21 protein-coding genes, 1 tRNA gene and 1 other RNA gene are annotated in these 22945 nt (G+C 70.9%); 19 read left to right on the top strand and 4 right to left on the bottom strand.

Annotation, left to right across the window (positions count from 1 at the left end; translation table 11 throughout):
- The 3 genes from CP977_RS18260 to CP977_RS18270 form a co-directional block, all read right to left on the bottom strand.
- The gene (locus CP977_RS18260; protein ID WP_229991612.1) at positions 1–1185 is read right to left on the bottom strand and encodes an AAA family ATPase; all 1185 of its coding nucleotides are present in this window, start codon (positions 1183–1185) and stop codon (positions 1–3) included.
- 275 nt (positions 1186–1460) lie between these two features.
- Positions 1461–2057, bottom strand: a complete 597-nt coding sequence (locus tag CP977_RS18265) for a P-loop nucleotide/nucleoside kinase family protein (protein WP_152370485.1) — start codon at positions 2055–2057, stop codon at positions 1461–1463.
- Positions 2027–2785, bottom strand: coding sequence for a GntR family transcriptional regulator (locus CP977_RS18270; RefSeq protein ID WP_152370486.1), 759 nt, complete (start codon positions 2783–2785; stop codon positions 2027–2029). The genes CP977_RS18265 and CP977_RS18270 overlap by 31 nt, the downstream gene beginning before the upstream one ends.
- A 473-nt stretch (positions 2786–3258) precedes the next feature.
- Here CP977_RS18270 and CP977_RS18275 point away from each other — a divergent pair, with 473 nt between their 5' ends.
- The 13 genes from CP977_RS18275 to CP977_RS18330 all read left to right on the top strand — a co-directional run bounded on the left by CP977_RS18275 (position 3259) and on the right by CP977_RS18330 (position 14066).
- Entirely contained in the window at positions 3259–3528 is a 270-nt protein-coding gene (locus tag CP977_RS18275) for a DUF6284 family protein (RefSeq protein ID WP_152370487.1), read from the top strand.
- A 146-nt stretch (positions 3529–3674) separates the two neighbouring features.
- On the top strand, positions 3675–4133 hold the full coding sequence (locus CP977_RS18280) for a hypothetical protein (protein ID WP_236071796.1): 459 nt from the start codon (positions 3675–3677) through the stop codon (positions 4131–4133).
- A complete protein-coding gene (locus CP977_RS18285; protein WP_152370488.1) occupies positions 4130–5263 on the top strand; it encodes a conjugal transfer protein in 1134 nt (377 codons plus the stop codon). Before CP977_RS18280 ends, CP977_RS18285 begins: the two co-directional genes overlap by 4 nt.
- Positions 5260–5589 carry an RRQRL motif-containing zinc-binding protein gene (locus CP977_RS18290; protein ID WP_152370489.1) on the top strand — a complete coding sequence of 110 codons (330 nt, stop codon included), beginning with the start codon at positions 5260–5262 and terminating at the stop codon, positions 5587–5589. Before CP977_RS18285 ends, CP977_RS18290 begins: the two co-directional genes overlap by 4 nt.
- A 210-nt stretch (positions 5590–5799) precedes the next feature.
- Positions 5800–6186 (top strand): DUF6251 family protein, encoded by a 387-nt coding sequence (locus tag CP977_RS18295; protein ID WP_152370490.1) that lies wholly within the window; start codon positions 5800–5802, stop codon positions 6184–6186.
- A gap of 2 nt (positions 6187–6188) precedes the next feature.
- Positions 6189–6344 (top strand): hypothetical protein, encoded by a 156-nt coding sequence (locus CP977_RS34130; protein ID WP_167308909.1) that lies wholly within the window; start codon positions 6189–6191, stop codon positions 6342–6344.
- Between the two features lie 4 nt (positions 6345–6348).
- Positions 6349–6528, top strand: coding sequence for a DUF6257 family protein (locus tag CP977_RS18300; protein WP_152370491.1), 180 nt, complete (start codon positions 6349–6351; stop codon positions 6526–6528).
- Between the two features lie 88 nt (positions 6529–6616).
- Positions 6617–8740, top strand: a complete 2124-nt coding sequence (locus CP977_RS18305) for an FtsK/SpoIIIE domain-containing protein (RefSeq protein ID WP_152370492.1) — start codon at positions 6617–6619, stop codon at positions 8738–8740.
- A 301-nt stretch (positions 8741–9041) separates the two neighbouring features.
- Positions 9042–9770, top strand: a complete 729-nt coding sequence (locus tag CP977_RS18310) for a DNA cytosine methyltransferase (protein WP_152370493.1) — start codon at positions 9042–9044, stop codon at positions 9768–9770.
- Positions 9767–10603, top strand: a complete 837-nt coding sequence (locus CP977_RS18315; RefSeq protein ID WP_152370494.1) for a bifunctional DNA primase/polymerase — start codon at positions 9767–9769, stop codon at positions 10601–10603. Before CP977_RS18310 ends, CP977_RS18315 begins: the two co-directional genes overlap by 4 nt.
- A gap of 2 nt (positions 10604–10605) precedes the next feature.
- Positions 10606–12081, top strand: coding sequence for an ATP-binding protein (locus CP977_RS18320; protein WP_152370495.1), 1476 nt, complete (start codon positions 10606–10608; stop codon positions 12079–12081).
- 472 nt (positions 12082–12553) lie between these two features.
- The gene (locus tag CP977_RS18325) at positions 12554–12775 is read left to right on the top strand and encodes a helix-turn-helix domain-containing protein (protein WP_152370496.1); all 222 of its coding nucleotides are present in this window, start codon (positions 12554–12556) and stop codon (positions 12773–12775) included.
- Positions 12776–12785: 10 nt separating this feature from the next.
- On the top strand, positions 12786–14066 hold the full coding sequence (locus CP977_RS18330; RefSeq protein ID WP_152370497.1) for a tyrosine-type recombinase/integrase: 1281 nt from the start codon (positions 12786–12788) through the stop codon (positions 14064–14066).
- A gap of 62 nt (positions 14067–14128) precedes the next feature.
- On the opposite strand, the gene CP977_RS18335 is transcribed toward CP977_RS18330, so the two are convergent.
- Positions 14129–14216: transfer RNA gene (locus CP977_RS18335), tRNA-Ser, on the bottom strand.
- 117 nt (positions 14217–14333) lie between these two features.
- Here CP977_RS18335 and ffs point away from each other — a divergent pair.
- The 6 genes from ffs to CP977_RS18365 all read left to right on the top strand — a co-directional run bounded on the left by ffs (position 14334) and on the right by CP977_RS18365 (position 22937).
- Positions 14334–14432, top strand: an RNA gene (ffs, locus tag CP977_RS18340) — signal recognition particle sRNA small type.
- A gap of 192 nt (positions 14433–14624) precedes the next feature.
- The gene (locus CP977_RS18345) at positions 14625–16736 is read left to right on the top strand and encodes a DNA polymerase III subunit gamma and tau (RefSeq protein ID WP_152370498.1); all 2112 of its coding nucleotides are present in this window, start codon (positions 14625–14627) and stop codon (positions 16734–16736) included.
- Between the two features lie 61 nt (positions 16737–16797).
- A complete protein-coding gene (gene purD, locus CP977_RS18350; protein ID WP_062753548.1) occupies positions 16798–18048 on the top strand; it encodes a phosphoribosylamine--glycine ligase in 1251 nt (416 codons plus the stop codon).
- Positions 18049–18334: 286 nt separating this feature from the next.
- Positions 18335–20233, top strand: coding sequence for a M48 family metalloprotease (locus CP977_RS18355; protein WP_152370499.1), 1899 nt, complete (start codon positions 18335–18337; stop codon positions 20231–20233).
- A gap of 211 nt (positions 20234–20444) precedes the next feature.
- Positions 20445–21905 carry a N,N-dimethylformamidase beta subunit family domain-containing protein gene (locus CP977_RS18360; RefSeq protein WP_062753544.1) on the top strand — a complete coding sequence of 487 codons (1461 nt, stop codon included), beginning with the start codon at positions 20445–20447 and terminating at the stop codon, positions 21903–21905.
- Positions 21906–22025: 120 nt separating this feature from the next.
- Positions 22026–22937 (top strand): phosphoribosylaminoimidazolesuccinocarboxamide synthase, encoded by a 912-nt coding sequence (locus tag CP977_RS18365; protein WP_109186715.1) that lies wholly within the window; start codon positions 22026–22028, stop codon positions 22935–22937.
- The last annotated feature ends 8 nt before the right edge of the window (positions 22938–22945 follow it).

Raw genomic sequence — 22945 nt, forward strand, 5'->3', positions numbered from 1 at the left:
TCACCGGCCTCTACGGGTGATGGGGTCACCTACATTGAAGTACCCTTCCATCCATAGATCGCCCAGCAGTGCTCCTGCTTGAATCATCGATCTGACTTGCTCGCTATCAGAAACGCGGAATGCGCGAGTGTATCCATCCTTGTCTCGATATAGGATTCTGAGTTCATTCGGGCGGATGCCGTTTACGAGGAACGGGGAGTGCGTAGAGACGAAAACTTGACTCCTCTCGGCGGCCGCCCTGCATTCTTCGGCGAGTTCCGGAAGGAGCTTAGGGTGTAGATGGTTTTCCGGCTCCTCGATGCCGATCAGGGACGGCGGCTCAGGGTCGTACAGGACCACCAGGTAGGACAGCATCTTGAGCGTCCCGTCGGAAGCCCAGCGAGATTGGACCGGATCAGAGAACGGTGCGTCTTTGAGCTGCAAAAGAAGACGACCGTCGTCCAGCGGTTTTGTCCTCACCTTCTCAAGCTGCGGCACTCGCTTCGCAAGGATTGAGAGAATCTCTTCTAGGCGGTCTTCGTGCTGTTCGGCGAGGAACTGCATCACGTTGGGAAGATTGTCGCCGGACTTGGATAGGCGTTCTTGTGGGCCTGCTTCGGGGATTCCCCGGGTGTCATTGGCCGAGATGTAGGAAAGGTACCACCCTGTAATATATCGCCTCAAAGCGCTTACCCGTGGATGGGCTGCCAATTGGCCTAGTGTGCTGACTGCGAGCAGGTCAGGAGAGTCCAGCTTTTCGGTGATTCGTGTGTCGCGTTCCTCTGGCGTGTCTCCCGTAATTACGGTGCCCTCGCCGTTCTTGAAGTCGAGGAATGTGTAGGGGTGTCCATACTGCTTTCCGCGCCTCCATCGCAGAGATTCGGATACGACCTCTGGACCGCGCTTGCCGTCGTCGATGGCAAGCTGGTAAGTGATGGGGCTCAGCCCTGGCTCTCGATACTTGATCTCGAATTCTACAGGACCTTCAGCTCCGCGAGAGCGAATCTCCCTTCCGCGTCCCCGCCTATCCCATGCGCGTCGCAGTCCATCATCGAAGCATTCGGCTAGAAATGCGAATACGTCGAACAGTGTCGATTTACCGCTGCCGTTAGGTCCAGCTACAACGGTCAGCGGCGTAATGTCTGAAAGTTGCAGGTCGCGAAGAGCTCGATAGTTCTTGACGCGCAAACTCTCGATGCGGGCCAAACCGGAAGGGGGTGGGGCTTGAGCCATCTTCTCCGCCGTTTCCTTTCGTGACTGTTCCTGCTGGAAGGGTCACCGAACCTCACTCGCTAGCCTAGACCTTATTACTCTGTCTCCTGCTGTGGAACCCGTAGTTCGAAAGAGCAGGCCTGGTGCATGCCCCTGTTCGGAACTTGGGTCGACCAGGCCGAACTTCCGTACCCTGCGGCCATCGGCAGGCTCGCGGGCTGCGGACACATCTGGCGTTGTGCATGCTGCTGGTGTCGGGCCGCCAGGAGTCAGCCCAAACCCTCCAGGGTGCCGAGCACGGTCGCGGGGTTGCCGTCGTACAGCACGTGCGACTCCTCGGCCTCGGGGGGAAAGAACCGGGTGCGGTATCGCTGGAGGTCGCTCTCCGAGAAGTAGATCGCGTTGGGATCATTCGCGTGGAACTCGTTGCGTTTGCTGACCCGCTCCCACAACTCGTCGTGGCTCACAGCAAGGTAGACGAGGAGGGAAGTTGCTCCTGCCTCGATGGCGAGCGACCGCCACTTTGCCCTGTCCTCGGGCGTCCAGAAGCCGTGATCGACCACGACGTCGTGTCCTGCCTTCAGATGCGCCCTGAGTTCTACGGCCGTGTCTTCGAGGACCGGACGCTCCAGGGTCGGGAAGAGTCCTCGCGGGAAGTCCACCCCGTAGACGCCGTGCCGGCGGAACATCTCCTCGTCCGGGCACAGGCGCACGAATCCGCGATCGGTGAGGACGCGGGACAGGGTGGTCTTGCCGGATCCGGGGAGCCCGACCATGAAGACACAGAACGGCCGACGGGATGGTGCGGGGGTCTTCTGCACTTGGTCCGCGCCGCTCACGCGACTACCTCTGATTCCGTCCGCCATGTCCTCCCAGGGCCACCAAGGTCTACGCCGTACTCAACGACGGTGCCCTCGCTGTCCACGAACTTCGCAGTCATGACGACTACCGGGTCCGCGGGCGAGTCGTCGAGATCCAACTCCAGGAGTCGCGCATGCTCCGCAGTCAGGAGAGAGGCGGAAGCTGTGTCAATGCGGTGGCTGATCGGATGCCCCGTCGCCTCTGCGATGAGCTGGAGCGAGGTTCCCCCTATCAGGCGCTCACTTGTTGCCAGCTGCGGGATCAGCTCGGCGTAGCGAGCGGGGATCCACGATGTGCTGTGCGCGACGATGCCGTGGCGGTCGCGATAGACACGGCTGCGGCGCACCACTTCGGAGCCAGGCTGAATGTCCAGGGCTTGCGCCACATCGGCGGGCGCCGGCACCACTGCGGCCTGGTGTGAGTCGGAGCGTTCTCCGTCGCCCCAACTAGACCCTGTACGGCGTCCCCGGTCCTGTCGCTGAGATCCGGAGGACATGGGAGCGGGTTGATCCAGAACCTCTGTACCGATGCCGTGGATTCCGCGAATGAGTCCGTCGTTGCGCAGCTTACGCAGGGCTTTCTCGACTGTGGCCGTACTTACCTTCCACTCCTCCGAAAGGTTCTTGATGCTCGGCATGAGGGTCCCCGGCTGAAGCTCACCAGTAGAGATCAGCTCAGCGTAGTGAGCAGCAATCCTCGCGTAGGGCGCCCGATTGTCGGCCTGGCCTGCCATGTCGCTCGCTCCCTCTCGTGACATCCCTGAGGTTCCCTAGCTTACTGCTTGACACCGCAGGGAACCCTAGGGAACCTTAGGGACGTGCCCGCTGGGCGGTTATCTGAACCGACTGGCGGGCAGGGAGGCCCTTCTTTGGGCTGCTCCCGGCGCCCGGAGAGCCCTTGAAACGGCTCAATGGAAGCGACAGCTCCTAGAGAACTGAACAGCGTGCTTTGAGGCATCCGCCCCCCTCCAGCGACAAGCGGGCGGCGTACGCGAGTCCTGTCCTCGCGTATGGAACAGCGTTATGAAGCCCCTCCGCAGCCGCTAAGTGGCTGTGGCCGGTTGCCTCCTCCGCCCGTCCGGGCCCCTCGCGGGGTGCCGTACGGGCGGGGTGGCAGGGAGCCGGATGGTTCCAACGGCGAGAGGCCCCGGCGGTAGGACGCCGGGGCCTCGTTTCGGGCCGTTCCTGTCTGGAAGGAACACACCCAATGAAGTCCATCGTTGCACTTCAGGCCGTTGTTACGGCCACCCCGTTCGACGGTGAGCCGTCGGATGCGGAGCTGGACGCGATCGAGCAGGAACTTCCGCTGATCCTGGCGGAGGTCGACCTGCTCGACGCGCAGATCATGACCCTGGACCGCCCGGTCACCGAGCTGGACGAGCGGCGCATCCGCCGGGCCCGCAACCGGGTGATGGTCGAGCGTCGGGACCTGACCAACCGCGCCGGCCTGGCGCAGTCGGGCGGTGCCGCGTGCTGACCACCGCCGTTCCCGACCGGGACCTGTTGGTCGACCACCGAGGCCGTCCCCGGGCCGGTGTCCGGACGGGTCTCACTCACGACCAGGCTCTGCTAGGCACGGCCTTTCACGAGGCCGGGCACGCGGTGCTGGCTCTGGTCCACGGCATGCACCTGGTGTCCAGTGAGGTCATGGCCTGGCTGAGCGGTCCGGGGCAGTCGACGGTCACCGGCCGGACGAACTTCAGCGCTGCCCGGATCGAGGACGTCCACCCCTGGCGGTTCGCCGCGCAGGCCGCCGCCGGATCGCTGGCCCAGGTCCGCTACCTCATGGACTACGGCCTGTGGACGCCCGAGCGGGCCGCCGCCTGCCCCGGCACCCACGACCGCGACCAGGCCGTCGACGTTCTCGCCGGCATGGGCTACCGGCTCGGCATCGGACACGTCCCGCCGGGCGGAAAGTCCTGGGGCCAGGTTCGGGGCATGGCCTGGCGCCGGATCGACCGGCTCTGGCCTCAGATCCGCACCGTCGCCCACACCATGAACGAGAACACCAAGCTCACCGGCGATCAGATCGCCGCCATGACCGGCCTGACCAACCCTCCCGCGCCGGGAGGTGAGGCATGAGCGCCACGGGCAAGGAGCTGAGCAGGCTCCAGAAGATCGTGTTGGGGGCCGCGTTCGTGCCGATGCTCGCCACCGGCGGCGCCGGCGGGTACGGCACCTTCACCAACATCAAAACCGCCTTCGGCTCCGGCACGGCGGTGGGTGCGGTCGCGGCCGGTGAGGGCGCGACCGCCGTGCTGGCGATCGTGCTGCTCGGGCTGACGCTGCTGGGGCAGTCCTCGCCGAAGGTGATCCGGGCGGGACTGTGGGCTCTTCCCGCCGCCGCCTCCGCCATGTCCGTCACCGCCGCCAAGACCCCGGGCGAGATGGTCATCTACGCCCTCACCCCCATGGGCATGACCGCCTCCGCCGAGGGCGCCGCCTTCCTGGCCCGCAGGATCGTGGTCTACCGCGACGGTCGCGACGCCGAGTCCGAGGCCCGCGCGGCGGCGATCGTGCAGGCCCTCGCCTACCACCGGGCCCGCGCCGCGAACCACCCCGACGAGAAGGTCCGGGCGAAGTCGGAGCGGACCTCCTGGAAGCTGGCGCGGAAGGTCGGCGCCGGAGACCTCGCCCTGGGCGATCGGCTGCTCGATGTCCAGCGCCAGCGGGTCACCGACGGAGCCGACGCGGCCCTGGCCGACATGTTCGGCGCCCCGACCGCCCTCGCCCTGGCCGCTGGACCGGTCGACGCTCCGACCGGTCTGACGGTGGACCTGGAGGTCGATCGGCCCATCCGACCGGTCGACTCTCAGAATCTGGAGGAATCGAAACAGAGCCATACGGAACGGTCTACCCCTGACCTGCCTGTACGGGCCTTGGAACCTGCTCCGGTCGACCCCGGCCCTGTCAAGCGGGAAGAGCCCGCCCCGCCCGTGCCGGAGGAGCCGACTGGTCGGGCCGTGGTGCGGGTGGTCGCGGCCGAGCAGGCACCGCGCCGTCGGGCGACCGGTCGGGTTCCCGCCGCCGCGAAGTCGTCTCAGCCGCGCCGCACGAAGGATGAACTCCTGCTGGAGGCGAGGCAGTTGACCGAGGCGTGGTCGGTGGATCAGTTGACCGCCGACGGCATCCGTAAGGCCCTGCGCACCTCGACCGAGAAGGGCCGGTGGCTGCGCGACACCCTCAAGGGTGAGCGGAGTGAAGCCGCATGACTGCCCTGCCGGTCTACCGGTGGCGTCTGGCTCCGGAGGGTCTGGCGACCTTCCGGCAGCTTCGTGCCCTCGGGCTCCGGCCGGGTGGTCAGCCGGTGGTGGCCCAGCTCGAACGGCCCCGCCGGCGGCGCGGCCCGCTGGTCGCCTACCTCTACCGGGTCGACCTGGCCCGCCCGGTCCGTCCCATGACCCCGGCCAAGCGGGCGGCCCTGGAGCGCGCGAACGCCGCCCGCCGGGTGTGTCCGGAGTGCGGGCGGGACGCCGGATACCGGATCCCCGCCTCGCTTGGCATGTGCGCCCCTTGCGCTTTCCCGGATGCCGTCTGAGCGGCGGTTAGGTACTGGCGGCTTCGCCGAACAGTTCCAGGATCCGTGAGATCCATTTCCGGGTCTGGTGCCACCGGTTGCAGTACCGGCGCGAGCGCCACCACGACCGGTACGCGACCGGCCGCCGACACCACTTGCACGGCTTCGTACGACTCCGCTGATCCCCCATGACCCGTGACTCTAACGGCCACCTCTGACCTGGGAGAACCCATGGCGAACCTCCCCGACCCCATCCGGGTCGTCCAACTCCCCGACGGCACCTACACCTACACCGACCACCTCCCCACCCCCATCCAGCCCACCACCGCCCCGCAGGTGGTACACCAGCACATCCACCAGGCCCCGCCCGACCGGACGGTGCAGCGGATCGCGCTCGGCTCCGGCATCGGCGCCGGCACCGTCGCCGCTGGGGTCTACTTCGGCCCCCTCCTGGTCGGCGCCCTGACTGCCATCGCCGCAAACCTGGCCCTGCTCGCCTTCCTCGCCACCGTCCTCGCCTGGGGCGTCGTGAGCGTCGTGAAGTCCATCGGCGGCCCGGAGGGTCAGGCCGCCGCCGAGTCGATCGGCAAGGTCCGCCGGGGCCGGAAGGGAAAGTGAGCGTGCCCCAGGCCGGAGACAGGGCGCTGACCGCCAGGTGCGAGGCCAACCCCCATACCGACAGCACCGGCGAGACCGCCGACCAGGACACCGCCGCCTGGGACGGGCGCGGCATCACCAACACCCCTACCGGCCCCGTGACCACCGAGGAGTGGTGAACCGATGACCGCACAGGACCCGTACCCGAAGTTGACCGCCGCCGAGCACGCGCAGGTTGGTTGGTACGTCGCCCGCATGGCCAAGCGCTGCGTCGCCGGTGAGGACGTCGACCGGTCCGACCTGGAGCGCAAGGTCGAGCGCATCCTCGACGGCGCCCGCAAGCGCGCCGAGAAGTCCCAGTAGCTCCGCCCCGGGGCGGCCGTTCCTCCGCCAAGACGTCCGACCACCCCGGGCCTACCCACCCTCAGCAGAGAGCAGGAGCACTCCCAGCATGACCGACAACGTCGTCCCCCTCTTCAAGGACCCCGACCCCGAACAGACCAGCGCGCCTCCGCCGATTCTGACGGCGGTGCCGGAGCCCGCCAAGAAGTCGCGTCCGGTGTGGGTGTTCGTCCGCACCCGTCGCACGGTGGTGGGTGCGGTGAAGCACGAGCGAACCCGGCAGGTGGCCCGCGTCAGCGTCCGCCACGGCTCCTACGTGATCGGCGGCACCCGCATCGTGGCCCGCCGCGCGTGGGACGGGCGGACCGGCGCCCGCTACGAACGCCTCCTGCGGGCGGCCGAAGCGGCCGGGAACTACGAAGCCGCGGGCGAGTGGGAGGAACGGCTGCACCGCTTCCGCACGGAGCGGCACAAGCGGCGCATGGACCTGCTTACCGCCCCGGAGAAGCTGGTCAAGGGCGCCGCCTACGGCGCCGGCGGCTCGATCGGCGTCCTGATCGCGATCGGCATCGCGCTGGCCATAGCGAACAAGGACGTCACCGACGTCGTCACTCCGCTCATGGCCCTGGTGGAGCTGATCCGGCTGCTCGTCACCCTGATCACCATCCTCTGGGGCCCGCTCGTCGCGATCGGCCCGTGGCTGGCCCTGGCCGGGGTGTGGGCGGTCGGACGCCACCGCGCCGCCGCACCGCAGTGGGCCCTTCCCGCCCACTCCCGCAGCGACGACGCCAGTGCGCCGATCACGCCGTCCATCGTGGTGACCGCGCTGCGGGACCTGGGGGTGGCGCCGCTGCGCAAGGCCATCACCGAGATGGGCGACGCTGGCGCGGCCATGCTCGGGCCGATCCGGATCGCCGGATGCGGCGTCGAGGTCGACGTCACCCTTCCCTCCGGTGTCTCCACGCAGGAGGTGCAGGGGCGGCGCAGGAAGCTGGCGGAGAACCTGGCCCGGCATGAGCACGAGGTGTTCATCACCCTGCCCACCGCCGCCCGCACCGTCCGCCTGTGGATCGCGGACTCCGGCGCCCTGGACGAGCCGATCGGCCCCTCCCCGCTGGTCACCGACGAGACGCTGACCGCCGACTACACCAAGGGCAAGGCCCCGTGGGGCCAGGACCTGCGCGGCGACGCGGCGGCCCTGAGCCTGTATCAGCGACACCTGCTCATCACGGGCCTGTCCAACCAGGGCAAGACCGCCGCCCTGCGCGCCCTCGCTCTCTGGCTGGCGCTGGACAAGTCGGTGGAGTTCCGGGTCGCGGACCTCAAAGGCGCAGGGGACTGGGCCATGTTCGACGGGCTCGCCACGGTCCTGATCCAGGGCCCGACCGACGAGCACGTCATCGAGGCAACCGAGATGGTCGAGGGCCTGGTGGCGGAGATGGAGCGGCGTCTCCAGGCCCCGCCCGGAACGAAGTTCAACCCGCTCATCGGCCTGGTGGACGAGGCACAGGTGGCGTTCATGTGCCCGGTCAAGGACGACGACGGCCGCCCCTACGGCGGCTCGAAGGCCACTTCCCGGTACTTCATGGCCGCCCGCAAGGTCCACAACCAGGGTCGCGCCGTCGACGTGTTGCTGTACGAGGGGACGCAGGACCCCACCGACCAGAACCTCCCCAAGCTCGTCCGCGAAGGCGCCCACACCCGCATCTCCCTCGCCCTGGGCACCGAATCCCAGGCCCGCATGGCGCTGGGAGACAAGGCGGTCGACGGCGGAGCGGCACCCAACCTGCTCCGCCCCGGCCTGGACAAGGGCACGGTCGTGGTCGCCTCCGACGGCATCAAGATCCCCGCCGGACAGGCCTCCATCACGGTGCGCACGCACTACATCGACACCGAGACCGCGACGGTCATCGCGGAGCGGGCCAAGGCGCTGCGGGACGGGGTCACCACCCTGCACGTCATCGACTCCGGCGAGGAGCGGGACGCGCTCGCGGACATCTTCGGCGTCCTCGGAGACACTCCGCGCGTGCTGACGGCCGATGTCCTCAAGCGGCTGTCCGCGCTCAGCGAGAAGACCTACGGCACCTGGACGCCCGGTGATCTCAAGCAGGTGTTGGAGGAGGCCGGGGCGGGGCCGTACAAGTCCGACGGCCGCATGGTCGTCGGCCGCGAACGCGTCGCCCGCGCCCTGGCCAACCGCGACGACGAAGGTTCCGCTTCCGCCGAAGCCTGACAGGGAAGCACCCCCGAACCGGCAGGGAGGCAGGGAGAACTCCCTCACCCCCTCCCTGACCCACCTCTCTGGGTCTGACCTGCGGAAACAGCGATCTAGGGAGGTAGGGAGGCACCCCGCCGCCACCTGCGGAAACCCCCTCCACGGGCCATCCGGCAGGGGTGCCTCCGCCTCCCTGAACGACCGCAACCACCGATTCCGGTTGCGGTCCCCACGGATGTCGAAAGCGGCCCCCGCCTCGCCAAAGTCTGGGGCCGCTCTCGTCTGCCAGTACCGGACAAGAGAACTGGAGACACCCAGCATGACCCAACCCACCGACATTCGGCGAGAGCACGCCGCCCGACCGTTACTGCTGGACCTGTTCTGCTGCGCCGGCGGCGCGGCCATGGGCTACCGGCGGGCCGGGTTCGACGTCGTCGGCGTCGACATCCGCCCGCGCCCCAACTACCCCTTCGCCTTCATCCGGGCCGATGCCCTGGAGTACCTGGCGGACCTGATCGCCACCGGCGAGATCGAACGGTTCGCCCTCGTCCACACCTCGCCGCCGTGCCAGGCCGGATGCGCGCTGACCGTGGGCACCAACCGGTCCAAGGGTTGGGGCGGTACCCACGTCGACCTCGTCCCGCCCACGCGGGTGCTGTTGGAGGCGTCCGGTCTGCCGTACGTCATCGAGCAGCCCAACGGGCGGGCCAAGATCCGCAAGGACCTGACCCTGTGTGGCGAGCAGTTCTCCCTCGGGGTGCTGCGGCACCGCAACTTCGAACTCGGCCGCTGGTCCGTCACTCGGCCCGCCCATCCCAAGCACCGGGGACGGGTCCGGGGGTGGCGGCACGGCGAGTTCTTCGACGGCCCGTATGTCGCCGCGTACGGCAACGGCGGCGGCAAGCCCTCCGTGCCCGAGTTGCAGGCGGCTATGGGCATCACGTGGACCGACGTCCGCGAGGAACTGACTGAGGCCATCCCGCCCGCCTACACCCACTGGATCGGCGCCCAGTTCCTCGCCCAGGTGCGTGCGGGGGTGACTGCGTGAATAGCATCCCCGTCACCGCCCTCGGCCTCGCCGAAGGCGGCTTGCCGGTGTTGCCCTTGCGGGCCGACAAGCGGCCCTTCGGCAACTGTGGCGCCTGCGAGGACCTCGCCTGCGGCGGACGGCCGAACATGCGGGTCCCCGGCCCGTGCGCCTGCCCGTGGCCGTGCCACGGCTGGGCGGCGGCCACCACCGACCCGAACGTCGTCGGCTCCCCGCAGTGGGCGGCGGCGTGGCGGCGGGCGCGGGCGATCGGTTACCACCCCGGCGGTGCCGGCGTGACCGTGGTCGACCTCGACAACCCGGCCGCCATCGACTGGGCCCGCTCCGTGCTTCCGCCCACCACGACCGTGGCGACCAAGCGCGGGGAGCACTGGATCTACCGGGGCACCGTCCGGTCGGTGAACGCCGTCCGCGACGGCATCGACATCAAGTCCACGATGTCCTACGCCCGCTGGCTCGGACCCGGCACCGGCCCCATGACCGACGTCCCCGCCGCCGTGCACGAGCTGGTGAAGGTAAAGCCCGCCGCCCGGCCCGCACCCCGCGCTGTCACGGCGCCCGCTCCGGCAGGCGGCGGGAAGTGCCAGCACCGCTCACCCGTCTACCTGGAGCGCGGCATCGCCATGGCGGAGCAGCGCATCAGCACCGCCACCAGCGGGGTGCACGCGACGGTGTACCGGACCTTCCTCGCGGTGCTCTCCGCACACGGCCGCTGCGGCTGCCTCACCGAAGCGCACATCGGGCGCCTGTTCATGGCGGCGCAGGTCAAGGGCGAATCCGTCCGGCACTGCGAGACCGCCTGGTCCAACGCCACCACGGCTCTGGGGATGTAGCCATGTCTGAGGACGAGAAGAACCCGGCCCGCCAGATCATCAGCGACTACGCACGGGCCCATTTCCGCTACTTCCGCACGGTCGACGGCACCGTCTACGCCCAGCGCAACGGCCACCCCGTCGCCCGCCCCATCCGCTCCCAGGGCACCACCGGCAGCCACCGGCAGGAACTCATGGTCGGCCTGTTCCGCGACGGGCTCGGCGTCTTCAACGGAACCGCCCTGAAGGAGGCACTCGACTTGATCGAAGCACTCGCGCTCACCGAGGACGTCCAGCCCATCCACATCCGCGTCGCCCCCGGATACGACGGCGCCACCTGGCTCGACCTCGGCCGCGACGACGGCCAGTCCGTCCGCATCCACCCCAACGGCTGGGACATCCGCACCCCCGACCCCCGCGAGGTCTGCTGGCGCCGCACCCAGCTCACCGGCGAACTGCCCCTGCCCGTCAAGGGCACCGACGGCAAGGGCATCGACCGACTGATGCGGCTGTGCAACTTCGCCAACGCCCAGGGCGAGGCCCTCGCCCTCGCCTGGCTGATCGGCTGCCTCGGCCCCGACGCCCCCGTCCCCGCCCCGTTCCTCACCGGGCCGCAGGGGGCGGGCAAGTCCACGGCCGGGAAGATGCTGGTGCGGATCATCGAGGGCATGAGCGGCGATCTCCGGCGGGCTCCGAAGGACGAGGAGAACCTGATCACCGCCGTCGCAGCCGGGTGGATCACCGGCCTGGACAACCTCTCCCACCTCGGCCCCGACCTCTCCGACCTCATGTGCTGCATCGTCACCGGCGCGGAGAACATCAAGCGCGCCCTGTTCACCGACGGAGACGTCGTCCGCTCCCGCTACCGCCGGCCGATGCTGCTCACCGGCATCGACGTCGGCGTCATCCGCCCCGACCTCGCCGAACGCCTCCTCCCCCTCCGCCTGGAACGCCCCAGGGTGCGGCGGACCGAGGCGGAACTGTGGGGCGAGTTCGCCGAAGCCCTGCCCGTGATCCTCGGCTCCGTCCTCGACCTCGCCGTCGAGGTCCGCGCCGCGCAGGCCGACATCCCCACCGACCTACGGATGGCCGACTTCGCCCACCTATGCGCCCAGCTCGACATGGCCCGGAACTTCGGCGCGCTGGACGCTTACCGGGCGAGCCTGGACGACCTGAACGATGACGTCATCGAGGGCGACATCCTCGCCCAGACCGTCCTCAAGCGCGCCGCCGACATCGAACCCGGCAGCGAGCTGCGGATGACGTCGGCCGAGTGGCTGCACGCCCTCACCCAGCTCTACACCGAAGAGGGAGAGTTCCGGCCCCTACCCAAGGGCTGGCCCACCACCGGCAAAGTCCTCTCCGACCGCCTCAAGCGCCTCCAACCCGTCCTGGCCGCACGCGGCCTCCTGGTCGACTGGGGCCGCACCAAGACGGCCCGCTACATCGAGATGACCCGACCCGCGCCCCCGGCCGACGAGCAGCAGCAGGCGTTCTAGAACCCGCGCCACGTGGCTCCGGCCGCACAGGCAAGAGGAGCACGCCGCGCCCTGGCGACGGGGTGCTCCTCTTGCTCTTCGGCGGCTCGCCGCCGCCCAAGGGACGTGCCGCTTCGCGGCTCCCCATTCGCGTCTGAAGGCGCGCACAACAACAAAGACAACCCCGTCTTTTTCCTAAGTAGAAAGACGCTGCGTCACCTACGTCACCACGGCCCCAAAAACCGCACCTGACCTGCACCGACAGGGGTGACGCAGAGCCCGAATTCCTGCGTCATCCTGCGTCATCTGCGTCACCCCGGTGACGGACGAGTGCGTCACGGGTGACACAGGCCTCCAACCCCTGCGTCACCTGAAACCGCAGGTCAGACCCCCGAATGACGCAGATGACGCGATGACGCAGAAATTCCCACCTCGGACACACACGCCGCCTGCGCCCGCAGGCCGTCCCCTCTCGCCCGGAGGAGTGCACCGGATGAATGACCGAGACCTCGACTCGCGAGTCGACCACACGCTCGTCCTGCTGAGGGTCGAGGAGGCCGCCCGCCGCCTCCAGATCGGCCGGACTCTCTGCTACCGCTACATCCGCACCGGAGAGCTGGAGTCCGTCCCCGTCGGCCGACTCCGCCGGGTCCCCGCCGAGGCCGTCATCGAATTCGCCGCCCAGCTTCGCCGTGCCCACCGGCCGGCCGCCTAAAGGGAACACGATGGAAGAACAGAAGAAGCGAACGCGCCGAGCCAATGGCGAATCGGCTATCTACTTCGGCAAGGACGAGCGTTGGCACGCCCGGGTGCCGATGGGTTACAAGGACGACGGAACGCCTTACCGCCGTCACCTGACCCGCCCCACGCGCAAGGAATTGGTGGACGAGGTCCGCCGATTGGAGAAGCAGCGCGACGAAGGTTCGGCGCGCCAGCCCGGTAAGCCGTGGACCGTCGAGAAGTGGCTTCTCCACTGGATCGAGAACATCGCCAAGCCGGTCGTGAGCGAGAACACCTACGACGGGTACGAAGTCGCGGTCCGCGTGCACCTCGTCCCCGGTGTGGGCAAGCACCGCATCGACCGCCTGGAGCCCGAGCACCTGGAAAGCCTGTACCGCCGGATGCAGACGGCCGGCAGCAAGGCGGGCACCGCCCACCAAGCGCACCGCACGGCCCGCACCGCGCTGGGCGAGGCGGTACGGCGCGGCCACGCCAGCAAGAACGCGGCCGCACTCGCCAAGCCCCCGCGAATGGAGGAGGACGAAAAGGAGGTCGAGCCGTACTCCGTGGAGGAGGTCCAACGCCTGCTGCTCGAAGTGAACAAGCGGCGGAACAGTGCCCGCTGGATGCTCGCCCTGGCCCTCGGCCTGCGCCAGGGCGAAACGCTGGGATTGCGCTGGGAGGACGTCGACCTGGACAACGAGTACCTGAAGCTGCGCCGGAACCGGCTCCGCCCGAAGTACGCCCACGGCTGCTCCGACTCCGTCCCCTGCGGGCGGAAGGCGGGCTACTGCCCGGACCGAGTCCAGACCCGGCGCGAGACCAAGAACACAAAGTCCAGGGCCGGGCGTCGGGCGGTGCCCCTTCCCGGGCCGCTGGTCGCGATGCTCCGCTCCCACCGGGACGAGCAGGAACGCGAGCGCAAGATTGCCGGTGACCTGTGGACGAAATCGGACTACGTGTTCACCAAGCCTCTGGGCGGGCCCCTGAGTCCAAACACCGACTACCACGACTGGAAGCGGCTCCTGGAGGACGCGGCGGTCCGTGACGGCCGCCTGCACGACGCCCGGCACACCGCCGGCACGGTGCTGATGCTGCTGAGCGTTCCCGATCGGGTGATCGACCAGATCATGGGCTGGGAGCCGGGAGGGGCCGCGCGGATGCGGGCGCGCTACCTCCACGTCCCCGACCACCTCCTGAAGGAAGTGGCCCGGAAGATCGGCGCGGCGATCTGGGGAGCACCGGAAACAACCGCTGTGGACAAAAACCAGGACAACGGGAGCTGAGGAACGTCGAAGGGCCCCACCGCGAACGGTGGGGCCCTTCGACATCGTGCCCGGTGAGGCACTGGCGGAGGATACGAGATTCGAACTCGTGAGGGGTTGCCCCCAACACGCTTTCCAAGCGTGCGCCCTAGGCCTCTAGGCGAATCCTCCGCCGGGAACATTACATGACCGAGGGGGGTGCTCGCGAACTCGATCCCGGGTGGGGTCGGAGGGGGGTCCGAATGGGAGGTGCGGGCTCCCGGTGCCGTCGGTATCGGGTAGTCTTGGCGAAGCCCCTCACGCGGCGCTATCTGACTGAACTCCCCCAGGGCCGGAAGGCAGCAAGGGTAGGTCGGCTCTGGCGGGTGCGTGGGGGGCGCTTGCGTTCCCGGGGACGATCTCGGGGCCGGCGGGGTCGATCTGCCGGGCGCGCCCTTGCCGAGGGCTGGGGGCTGAGGCGGCCAGGGCCGAGGGGAGCGAGGGGCCGGTGGCTCCGGTCCCTGTGGCCCCGGCGGCCCCTGTGGCCCCGGTCCCGGTGGTTTTCCCGGGTTGTCGGTGCGCGCCTATAACCTCGTACACGTGTCGTCTCTCGCGCTCTACCGCCGCTATCGCCCCGAGTCCTTCGCCGAGGTCATCGGGCAGGAGCATGTCACCGACCCGTTGCAGCAGGCCCTGCGGAACAACCGGGTCAATCACGCGTACCTGTTCAGCGGGCCCCGCGGCTGCGGCAAGACGACCAGTGCGCGGATCCTCGCCCGCTGCCTGAACTGCGAGCAGGGGCCGACGCCCACGCCCTGCGGGGAGTGCCAGTCCTGCCAGGACCTCGCGCGGAACGGGCCCGGGTCGATCGACGTCATCGAGATCGACGCCGCCTCCCACGGTGGCGTGGACGACGCCCGTGACCTGCGGGAGAAGGCCTTCTTCGGGCCCGCCTCCAGCCGGTACAAGATCTACATCATCGACGAGGCCCACATGGTCACCTCGGCGGGCTTCAACGCCCTCCTGAAGGTGGTCGAGGAGCCCCCGGAGCACCTGAAGTTCATCTTCGCCACCACCGAGCCCGAGAAGGTCATCGGGACCATCCGTTCGCGGACCCACCACTACCCCTTCCGGCTCGTGCCGCCCGGCACCCTCCGGGACTACCTCGGCGAGGTCTGCGGTCGCGAGGGCATTCCCGTCGAGGACGGCGTGCTGCCCCTCGTCGTGCGCGCCGGCGCCGGGTCCGTGCGTGACTCGATGTCCGTCATGGACCAGCTCCTGGCCGGTGCCGCCGAGGCCGGCGTGACCTATGCCATGGCGACCTCCCTCCTCGGCTACACGGACGGTTCGCTGCTCGACTCCGTCGTGGACGCCTTCGCCGCCGGTGACGGCGCCGCCGCCTTCGAGGTCGTCGACCGGGTCGTCGAGGGCGGCAACGACCCCCGCCGGTTCGTCGCCGACCTCCTGGAGCGGCTGCGCGACCTGGTGATCCTGGCCGCCGTGCCGGACGCCGCCGAGAAGGGGCTCATCGACGCCCCGGCCGACGTGGTCGAGCGCATGCAGGCGCAGGCCTCCGTCTTCGGGGCCGCCGAGCTCAGCCGGGCGGCCGACCTCGTGAACGCCGGCCTCACCGAGATGCGCGGTGCCACCTCCCCCCGGCTCCAGCTGGAGCTGATCTGCGCGCGCGTCCTGCTGCCCGCCGCCTACGACGACGAGCGCTCCGTCCAGGCGCGCCTGGATCGCCTTGAGCGCGGCGCCGCGACCGCCGCCGCGACCGTCGTGTCCGCCCCCGTGCCCGTCTTCACCCCCGGGCCCCCGGAACACTCCGCACCCTCCGCGCCCACCGCGCCCACCGCTCCCCCCATGGGGTACGTCCCCGGGCCCGGCGCCCACACCCCCGTGGCCCCGCCCCCGCCCCCACCCGTACAAGCGCCGGCGCAGACCCCCGCGCCCGCCGGGCCCCGGCCCGGTGCCTGGCCCGGAGCGGCCGCGCCCGGCGGCGGCAGCACCCCCGGCGCCTGGCCCGGCGCCTCCACGCCCGCACCTGCACCCACCTCCGTACAAGCCCCGCAGACCCCCGCTCCGGCCGCGCCCGCGCCCGCCCCCACCGGCGGCGACACCACCCAGGTGCGGAACCTGTGGCCCCAGATCCTCGAAGCCGTCAAGAACCGGCGTCGTTTCACGTGGATCCTGCTCAGTCAGAACGCGCAGGTCGCCGGCTTCGACGGCACCACCCTCCAGCTCGGCTTCCTCAACGCCGGCGCCCGGGACAACTTCGCGAGCAGCGGCAGCGAGGACGTCCTGAAGCAGGCCCTCGCCGAGCAGTTCAACGTCCACTGGAAGATCGAGGCGATCGTCGACCCCTCGGGCGGTGCCGCGCCGCCGCCCGCCGCCGCCCCCTTCGGCGGCCGCCCGGCAGCCCCGGCCCCTGCCCCGCCGCCCGCCCCTGCCCCGGCGCCCTCCTTCCAGCAGGCCCCGCCGCCCCCGCCCCCCGCGCAGGCGGCCCCCGCCCCCGTACGACCGGAGTCCCCGCCTCCGGCGCAGACGCCGTCCGCGCCCGCGCACACCCCGCCCGCGCCGCAGCCCGTGGCGCCGGAGGACGACGTTCCGGAGGAGGACGACCCCGACCTGGTCGACTCGGCCCTCTCCGGTCACGACCTGATCGTGCGCGAGCTCGGCGCCACGGTTGTGGAGGAATACACGAACGAGTAGCGGCGTCTCGCTCGGTGGCCCGTACGAAGGGCATCCCCTCCCGCGGGCTACCCTGGCTGGCGTGAAGGTCCTCGTCATCGGCGGCGGCGCCCGCGAACACGCCCTGTGCCGCTCTCTCTCCCTCGATCCCGACGTCACCGCTCTGCACTGCGCGCCCGGCAACGCCGGAATCGCGGAGGTCGCCGAGCTGCACGCCGTCGACCAGCTGGACGGCGACGCCGTCGCGCGCCTCGCCACCGAGCTCGGCGCCGGCCTCGTCGTCGTCGGTCCGGAGGCCCCGCTCGTCGCCGGTGTCGCCGACGCCGTCCGCGCGGCCGGCATCCCCGTCTTCGGCCCCTCGCGGGAGGCGGCGGAGCTGGAGGGCTCCAAGGCCTTCGCCAAGGACGTCATGGCCGGCGCCGGCGTGCCCACCGCCCGCAGCTACGTCTGCACCACCCCCGGGGAGATCGACGAGGCGCTCGACGCCTTCGGCGCCCCGTACGTGGTGAAGGACGACGGCCTCGCCGCCGGCAAGGGCGTCGTCGTCACCGACGACCTCGCCACGGCCCGGGCCCACGCGCTCGCGTGCGACCGCGTCGTCATCGAGGAGTACCTGGACGGCCCCGAGGTCTCCCTCTTCGCGATCACCGACGGCACCACCGTCCTGCCGCTCCAGCCCGCTCAGGACTTCAAGCGCGCGCTCGACGGCGACGAGGGCCCCAACACCGGCGGCATGGGCGCCTACTCCCCGCTGCCCTGGGCCGACCCGAAGCTGGTCGACGAGGTCCTGGAGACCGTCCTCCAGCCGACCGTGGACGAGCTGCGCCGGCGAGGCACCCCCTTCTCCGGCCTGCTGTACGCCGGCCTGGCGATCACGAGCCGCGGCGTCCGGGTCATCGAGTTCAACGCCCGCTTCGGCGACCCCGAGACCCAGGTCGTCCTGGCCCGGCTCGCGACCCCGCTCGCCGGCGTCCTGCTGAACGCCGCCAACGGCACCCTCGCCGACCAGGCCCCGCTCCGCTGGCGGGACGACGCCGCCGTCACCGTGGTCGTCGCCTCCCACAACTACCCGGACACCCCGCGCACCGGCGACCGGATCACCGGCCTGGAGGAGATCGCGGAGCTGGACGCCCCGCACGCGTACGTGCTGCACGCCGGTACGAAGCGGGACGGCGACGCCGTGGTGAGCGCGGGCGGCCGCGTCCTCTCGGTCACCGCCACCGGAACGGACCTGGCGCGGGCCCGCGAGCGCGCCTACGCGGCGGTCGGCCGCATCCGGCTCGACGGCTCCCAGCACCGCACGGACATCGCGCGGAAGGCCGCCGAGGCCTGAGCCCGCTGTTCTCCGCGTCTTCTCCGTCTTCTCCGTTTTCTCCATGACCGTTCGTGCGGCCGTGCGGTGCACCGCACGGCCGCACGAACGCCATCACCTTTGCCCAAAGCCATTCCATCGAGTGACGGATGGGCCATCCGGATGACGGCCGCCACCACCCCAACTAGGGTGCGGCGCAGGCGTTCCGGCACTTGGCCCACCGGCATTGCGATGTCAGTGACGGGTGCCACAGTGGGGGAGTGACCAACACCGCCACAGGCAGTCCCGACCAGGGCAGGAGGGGATGATGAGCGGCGTGTCCGGCACCGGTTCCGCCGTCGGCGAGGAGTGGGGTGCGCGCGCCGCGCGCTCCCGGGCCCTCGCCGTCCTCCGCGTCCGCGGCAGGGCACTGGGCCTCGCGGTGCTCCCCGCCGCGGTGGCCGTCGTGCTGTACGCGGGCGAGGTCACCGGCCACTTCTCGGGTACGGGATGGGGCACGGCCCGCTGGGTCGTGACCGTCCTCGCGGTCGTCGTCCTCCTCGCCGCCACGGCCGTCGCCCTCGTCGTCGCCCGGGCCCGCCCGGCCGCCACGCCGACGGTGGAGCTGGCCGAGGCCGCGGCCCCCGACCTGTACCGGCTCGTGCGGGACCTGGCCGACCGGCTCGGCGTCCCGGCGCCCGCCGCGATAGCCCTGACCCCGGACTGCGACAGCTGGCTGGAGGACCGTACGCACCGCGCCCACCGCACGCACCACGCGGGCGGCGGGACCGGCGGCGCCCCCGTCCTGGTCATAGGCTCGCCCTTCCTCTGGTGGATGCGCGTCGGCGAACTGCGGGCGGTCCTCGCCCCCGTCGTCGCCGGCACGGGACCGGCCGCCCACCCCGACATAGCCGCCGCCCGCCGCTTCGTCCGCGGCCTGGACGCCGCGATCGCCGTGCCCCGGACGCCCGGCCTCGACCCGGTCCGCCGCCTCGGCGCCCGGGGCGTCGGGCAGGTCGCCCGCGTCCTGCTGCGCGCCTGTCGCGGACACGCGGCCGAGATGGAGCGCGGGGTCGCCGCCGCGGGCTCGGAGCGCGCCCAGGAGGTCGACTACGGCGTACGGATCGTGGCGCAGGAGCAGGTCGGCCTGGCCTACGCGGGCTGGGACCGCCTCCTGACCCGGGTCGCGCTGCCCGCCTGGCGCATGGGCCGCTGGCCCGTCAAGCTCGACGCGGGCGTGGTCTCCGCCCTGACCGAGCTGTCCCGCCGCGACCGGCTCGCGGACGGCTTCTCCTCGCGGCTCGGCGAACGGCCGGCCTGCGACCTCCTGGAGGAGCCCGGCGCGGTGGACGAGGCCGCCTCGCTGCTCGCCGCCCGCCTCTTCCACGGCGGCCCGGCGGAGCCGGGCCCCGACTGGTCGCCGGTGGAGTGGAGCCAGTACCCGGAAGAGGTCGTGGACCGGAAGTGGCGCACGGACGCGGCCCGGCTCCACCAGGTCCTCGACGGCATCGACGCGGCCGCCGCCGGCCCCGGCGCCCCGCCCCCGACCGACGGCCCGACCCTGACCCGCGTGATCGACCGCTTGACGATGACGGCGCCCGGTCCGGCTGTTGGAGCCACCGCCGAAGCCACCGAAACCCCCATCGAAGCCGCCGCCGATCAGGACGATCACGCCGACCTCGCTGACTCCGCCGACTTCGCTGGCTCCGCCGACCTCGCCGACTTCGACCCTCTCGACGACCTCGACGACGACTCCCCGCCCAACCCCGCCGCCGACGCGCTCGCCGGCGCCCTCAGCGCCCTGCTCGCCCGGGAGGAGGCCGCCCGGGAGGCCCGGGTCGCCGCCGAGAGCGCCCGGGACCGGACGGCGGCCGCCGCCCCGGTCCCGGACCGGGGGGCCACCGCGTACGAGGGCGTCGGCGCGTACGAGGGCGTCAGCGGCCCCGACGGCCCCCTGCCGCTCTTCCCGCTCCAGCCGCCCCGCAGCGGCCGCGACCTGCTCGCCGACCACGTCACCGCGATGGTCTGCTGCGCGGCCGTGGACACCGCCGAGGCGGTTCCCGGACTCGACTGGCTCGACGGGCCCGCCCTGCTCCTCGGGGGCGAGCGGACGACGGACCTCGGCCCCCGCGTCCTCTCCCTCGTGGAGGACGGCGACCCCGAGCCCCTGCGGGACTGGCTCGCGCGCACCGGCGTACGCCCCGAGAAGCCCGTACGGCTCGTCTGACCCACCTCCACCACCGAGGAGCACGCCAGGGGCGCACGCCCCCGGCATAGACCAGGGGCACATGCGGAACCTTGTCTTCCACTCTCGTCAATTCACGACGAACGGTGACGGAGTGCGTGCGTTATGTGATGTGCTGGAGGCCATCACTGACAGAAGCACGAATCCACGGGCACTGACCGGCCGACCGGGGGAGTCGAGGGAGGGGCGCACTATGGGGGCGGATCAGATCAGGCGGTGGGAGTCGGGTGCGCTCGCGCACGCCGTCTCCGATCCCTTCGGCCAGGGCCCGCTGCCCTGGCTGCGCGGCTCGGACAACTACTTCGACGACACCGGCCAGATGGTGCCCTGGTACGCGGACGAGGTCCTGGCCCGGGGCGGCACCGGCGGCCCCCGCACGGCCGACGACGTCCGGCGCCAGATCAAGGGCTTCGCGTCCGACGGCGCCGTCGCGCCGGGCGACTCGATCGACTTCCACGTCACCGTGGACCCGCCGCAGCAGTTCTCGGTCGACATCTACCGGATCGGCCACTACGGCGGGCACGGCGCCGCGAAGATCACCACCAGCCCGCGCCTCTCCGGGATCGTCCAGCCCCCTCCGCTCATCGTCGACCGCACGGTCTCCTGCCACCACTGGTGGCAGTCCTGGCGGCTCCAGGTCCCCAGCTACTGGGCGATCGGCGCGTACGTGGCCGTCCTCACCACCGCCGACGGGCACCGTTCCCACGTCCCCTTCACGGTCCGCGACGACCACCCGGCGGACCTGCTCCTCGTCCTCCCGGACGTGACCTGGCAGGCGTACAACCTCTACCCGGAGGACGGGCGGACCGGCGCCAGCCTCTACCACGCCTGGGACGCGGACGGCCGGCTGCTCGGCGAGGAGGACGCGGCCGTCACCGTCTCCTTCGACCGCCCCTACGCGGGCGCGGGGCTGCCGCTGCACGTCGGGCACGCCTACGACTTCATCCGCTGGGCCGAGCGCTACGGATACGACCTGGCGTACGCCGAGACCCGCGACCTGCACGCGGGCCGCGTCGACCCGGGCCGCTACCGGGGCCTGGTCTTCCCCGGCCACGACGAGTACTGGTCGGCGTCGATGCGCCGGGCCGCCGAACGCGCCCGTGACCAGGGCACCTCGCTCGTCTTCCTCTCCGCCAACACCATGTACTGGCAGGTGGAGCTGGGCCCCTCGGCCTCCGGGGTGCCCGACCGCCTCCTCACCTGTCGCAAGCGCCAGGGACCCGGCCGGCCCTCGCTCTGGCGCGAGGTCGACCGGCCCGAGCAGCAGCTCCTCGGCATCCAGTACGCGGGCCGGGTGCCCGAACCGCACCCGATGGTCGTGCGGAACGCCGAGCACTGGCTCTGGGAGGCCACCGGCGCCGGGGACGGCGACGAGATCCCGGGCCTGGTCGCGGGCGAGGCCGACCGGTACTTCCCGCGCACCGCGCTCCCCGAGCACGAGAGCCGCATCCTGCTCGCCCACTCGCCCTACCGGGACGGCGACGGGATGCTGCGCCACCAGGAGACCTCGCTCTACCGGGCCCCGTCCGGCGCCTGGGTCTTCGCCTCCGGCACCTTCGCCTGGTCGCCCGCCCTCGACCGGCCCGGCCACGTGGACTCCCGGATCCAGCGCGCCACCGCGAACCTCCTCGACCGCATCTGCAAGAGGGACTGACCGGATACCGACCGGGTACGGGGGAGGGACCGGGGGTCCGTACGGAGAGGCCGCCCGCCGGTGATCCGCGCAGGTGCGAGAGAATCGAAGCGCTCCTGGATCAACCTACGCGGAGGAACCGTGTCCGGATTCGTAGAAAAGCCCGAGCCCGTCCAGGTCCCGGGCCTCACCCATCTCCACACGGGCAAGGTGCGCGACCTGTACCGGAACGAGGCCGGTGACCTCGTGATGGTGGCGAGCGACCGCCTGTCCGCGTACGACTGGGTCCTGCCCACCGAGATCCCCGACAAGGGCCGGGTCCTCACCCGGCTCTCCCTGTGGTGGTTCGACCGCCTCTCCGACCTGGTCCCGCACCACGTCCTCTCCACCGAACTGCCGGCCGGCGCCCCCGCCGACTGGGCGGGCCGCACCCTGGTCTGCAAGTCGCTGAACATGGTCCCGGTCGAATGCGTCGCCCGCGGCTACCTCACCGGCTCCGGCCTCGTCGAGTACGACGAGTCCCGCACGGTCTGCGGCCTCGCCCTTCCCGAGGGCCTGAGCGACGGCTCCGAGCTGCCCGCCCCGATCTTCACCCCGGCCACCAAGGCCGCCGTGGGCGACCACGACGAGAACGTGTCGTACGAGGAGGTCGCCCGCCAGGTCGGCGCCGAGACGGCCGCGCTGCTGCGCCAGACGACCCTCGCCGTGTACTCCCGCGCCCGGGACATCGCCCGCGAGCGCGGGATCATCCTGGCCGACACCAAGTTCGAGTTCGGCTTCGAGAGCACCCCGGACGGCGACCGGCTCGTCATCGCCGACGAGGTCCTCACCCCGGACTCCTCGCGCTTCTGGCCGGCCGACCAGTGGCAGCCGGGCCGCGCCCAGCCCTCGTACGACAAGCAGTTCGTGCGCGACTGGCTGACCTCCCCGGCCTCCGGCTGGGACCGCAAGAGCGAGCAGCCGCCGCCGGCGCTCCCGCAGGAGGTCGTGGACGCGACCCGCGCCAAGTACATCGAGGCGTACGAGCTCCTCACCGGCAACACCTGGAGCTAGTACGGGAA

The organism is Streptomyces cinereoruber, from assembly GCF_009299385.1.
Classification (GTDB): domain Bacteria; phylum Actinomycetota; class Actinomycetes; order Streptomycetales; family Streptomycetaceae; genus Streptomyces; species Streptomyces bikiniensis.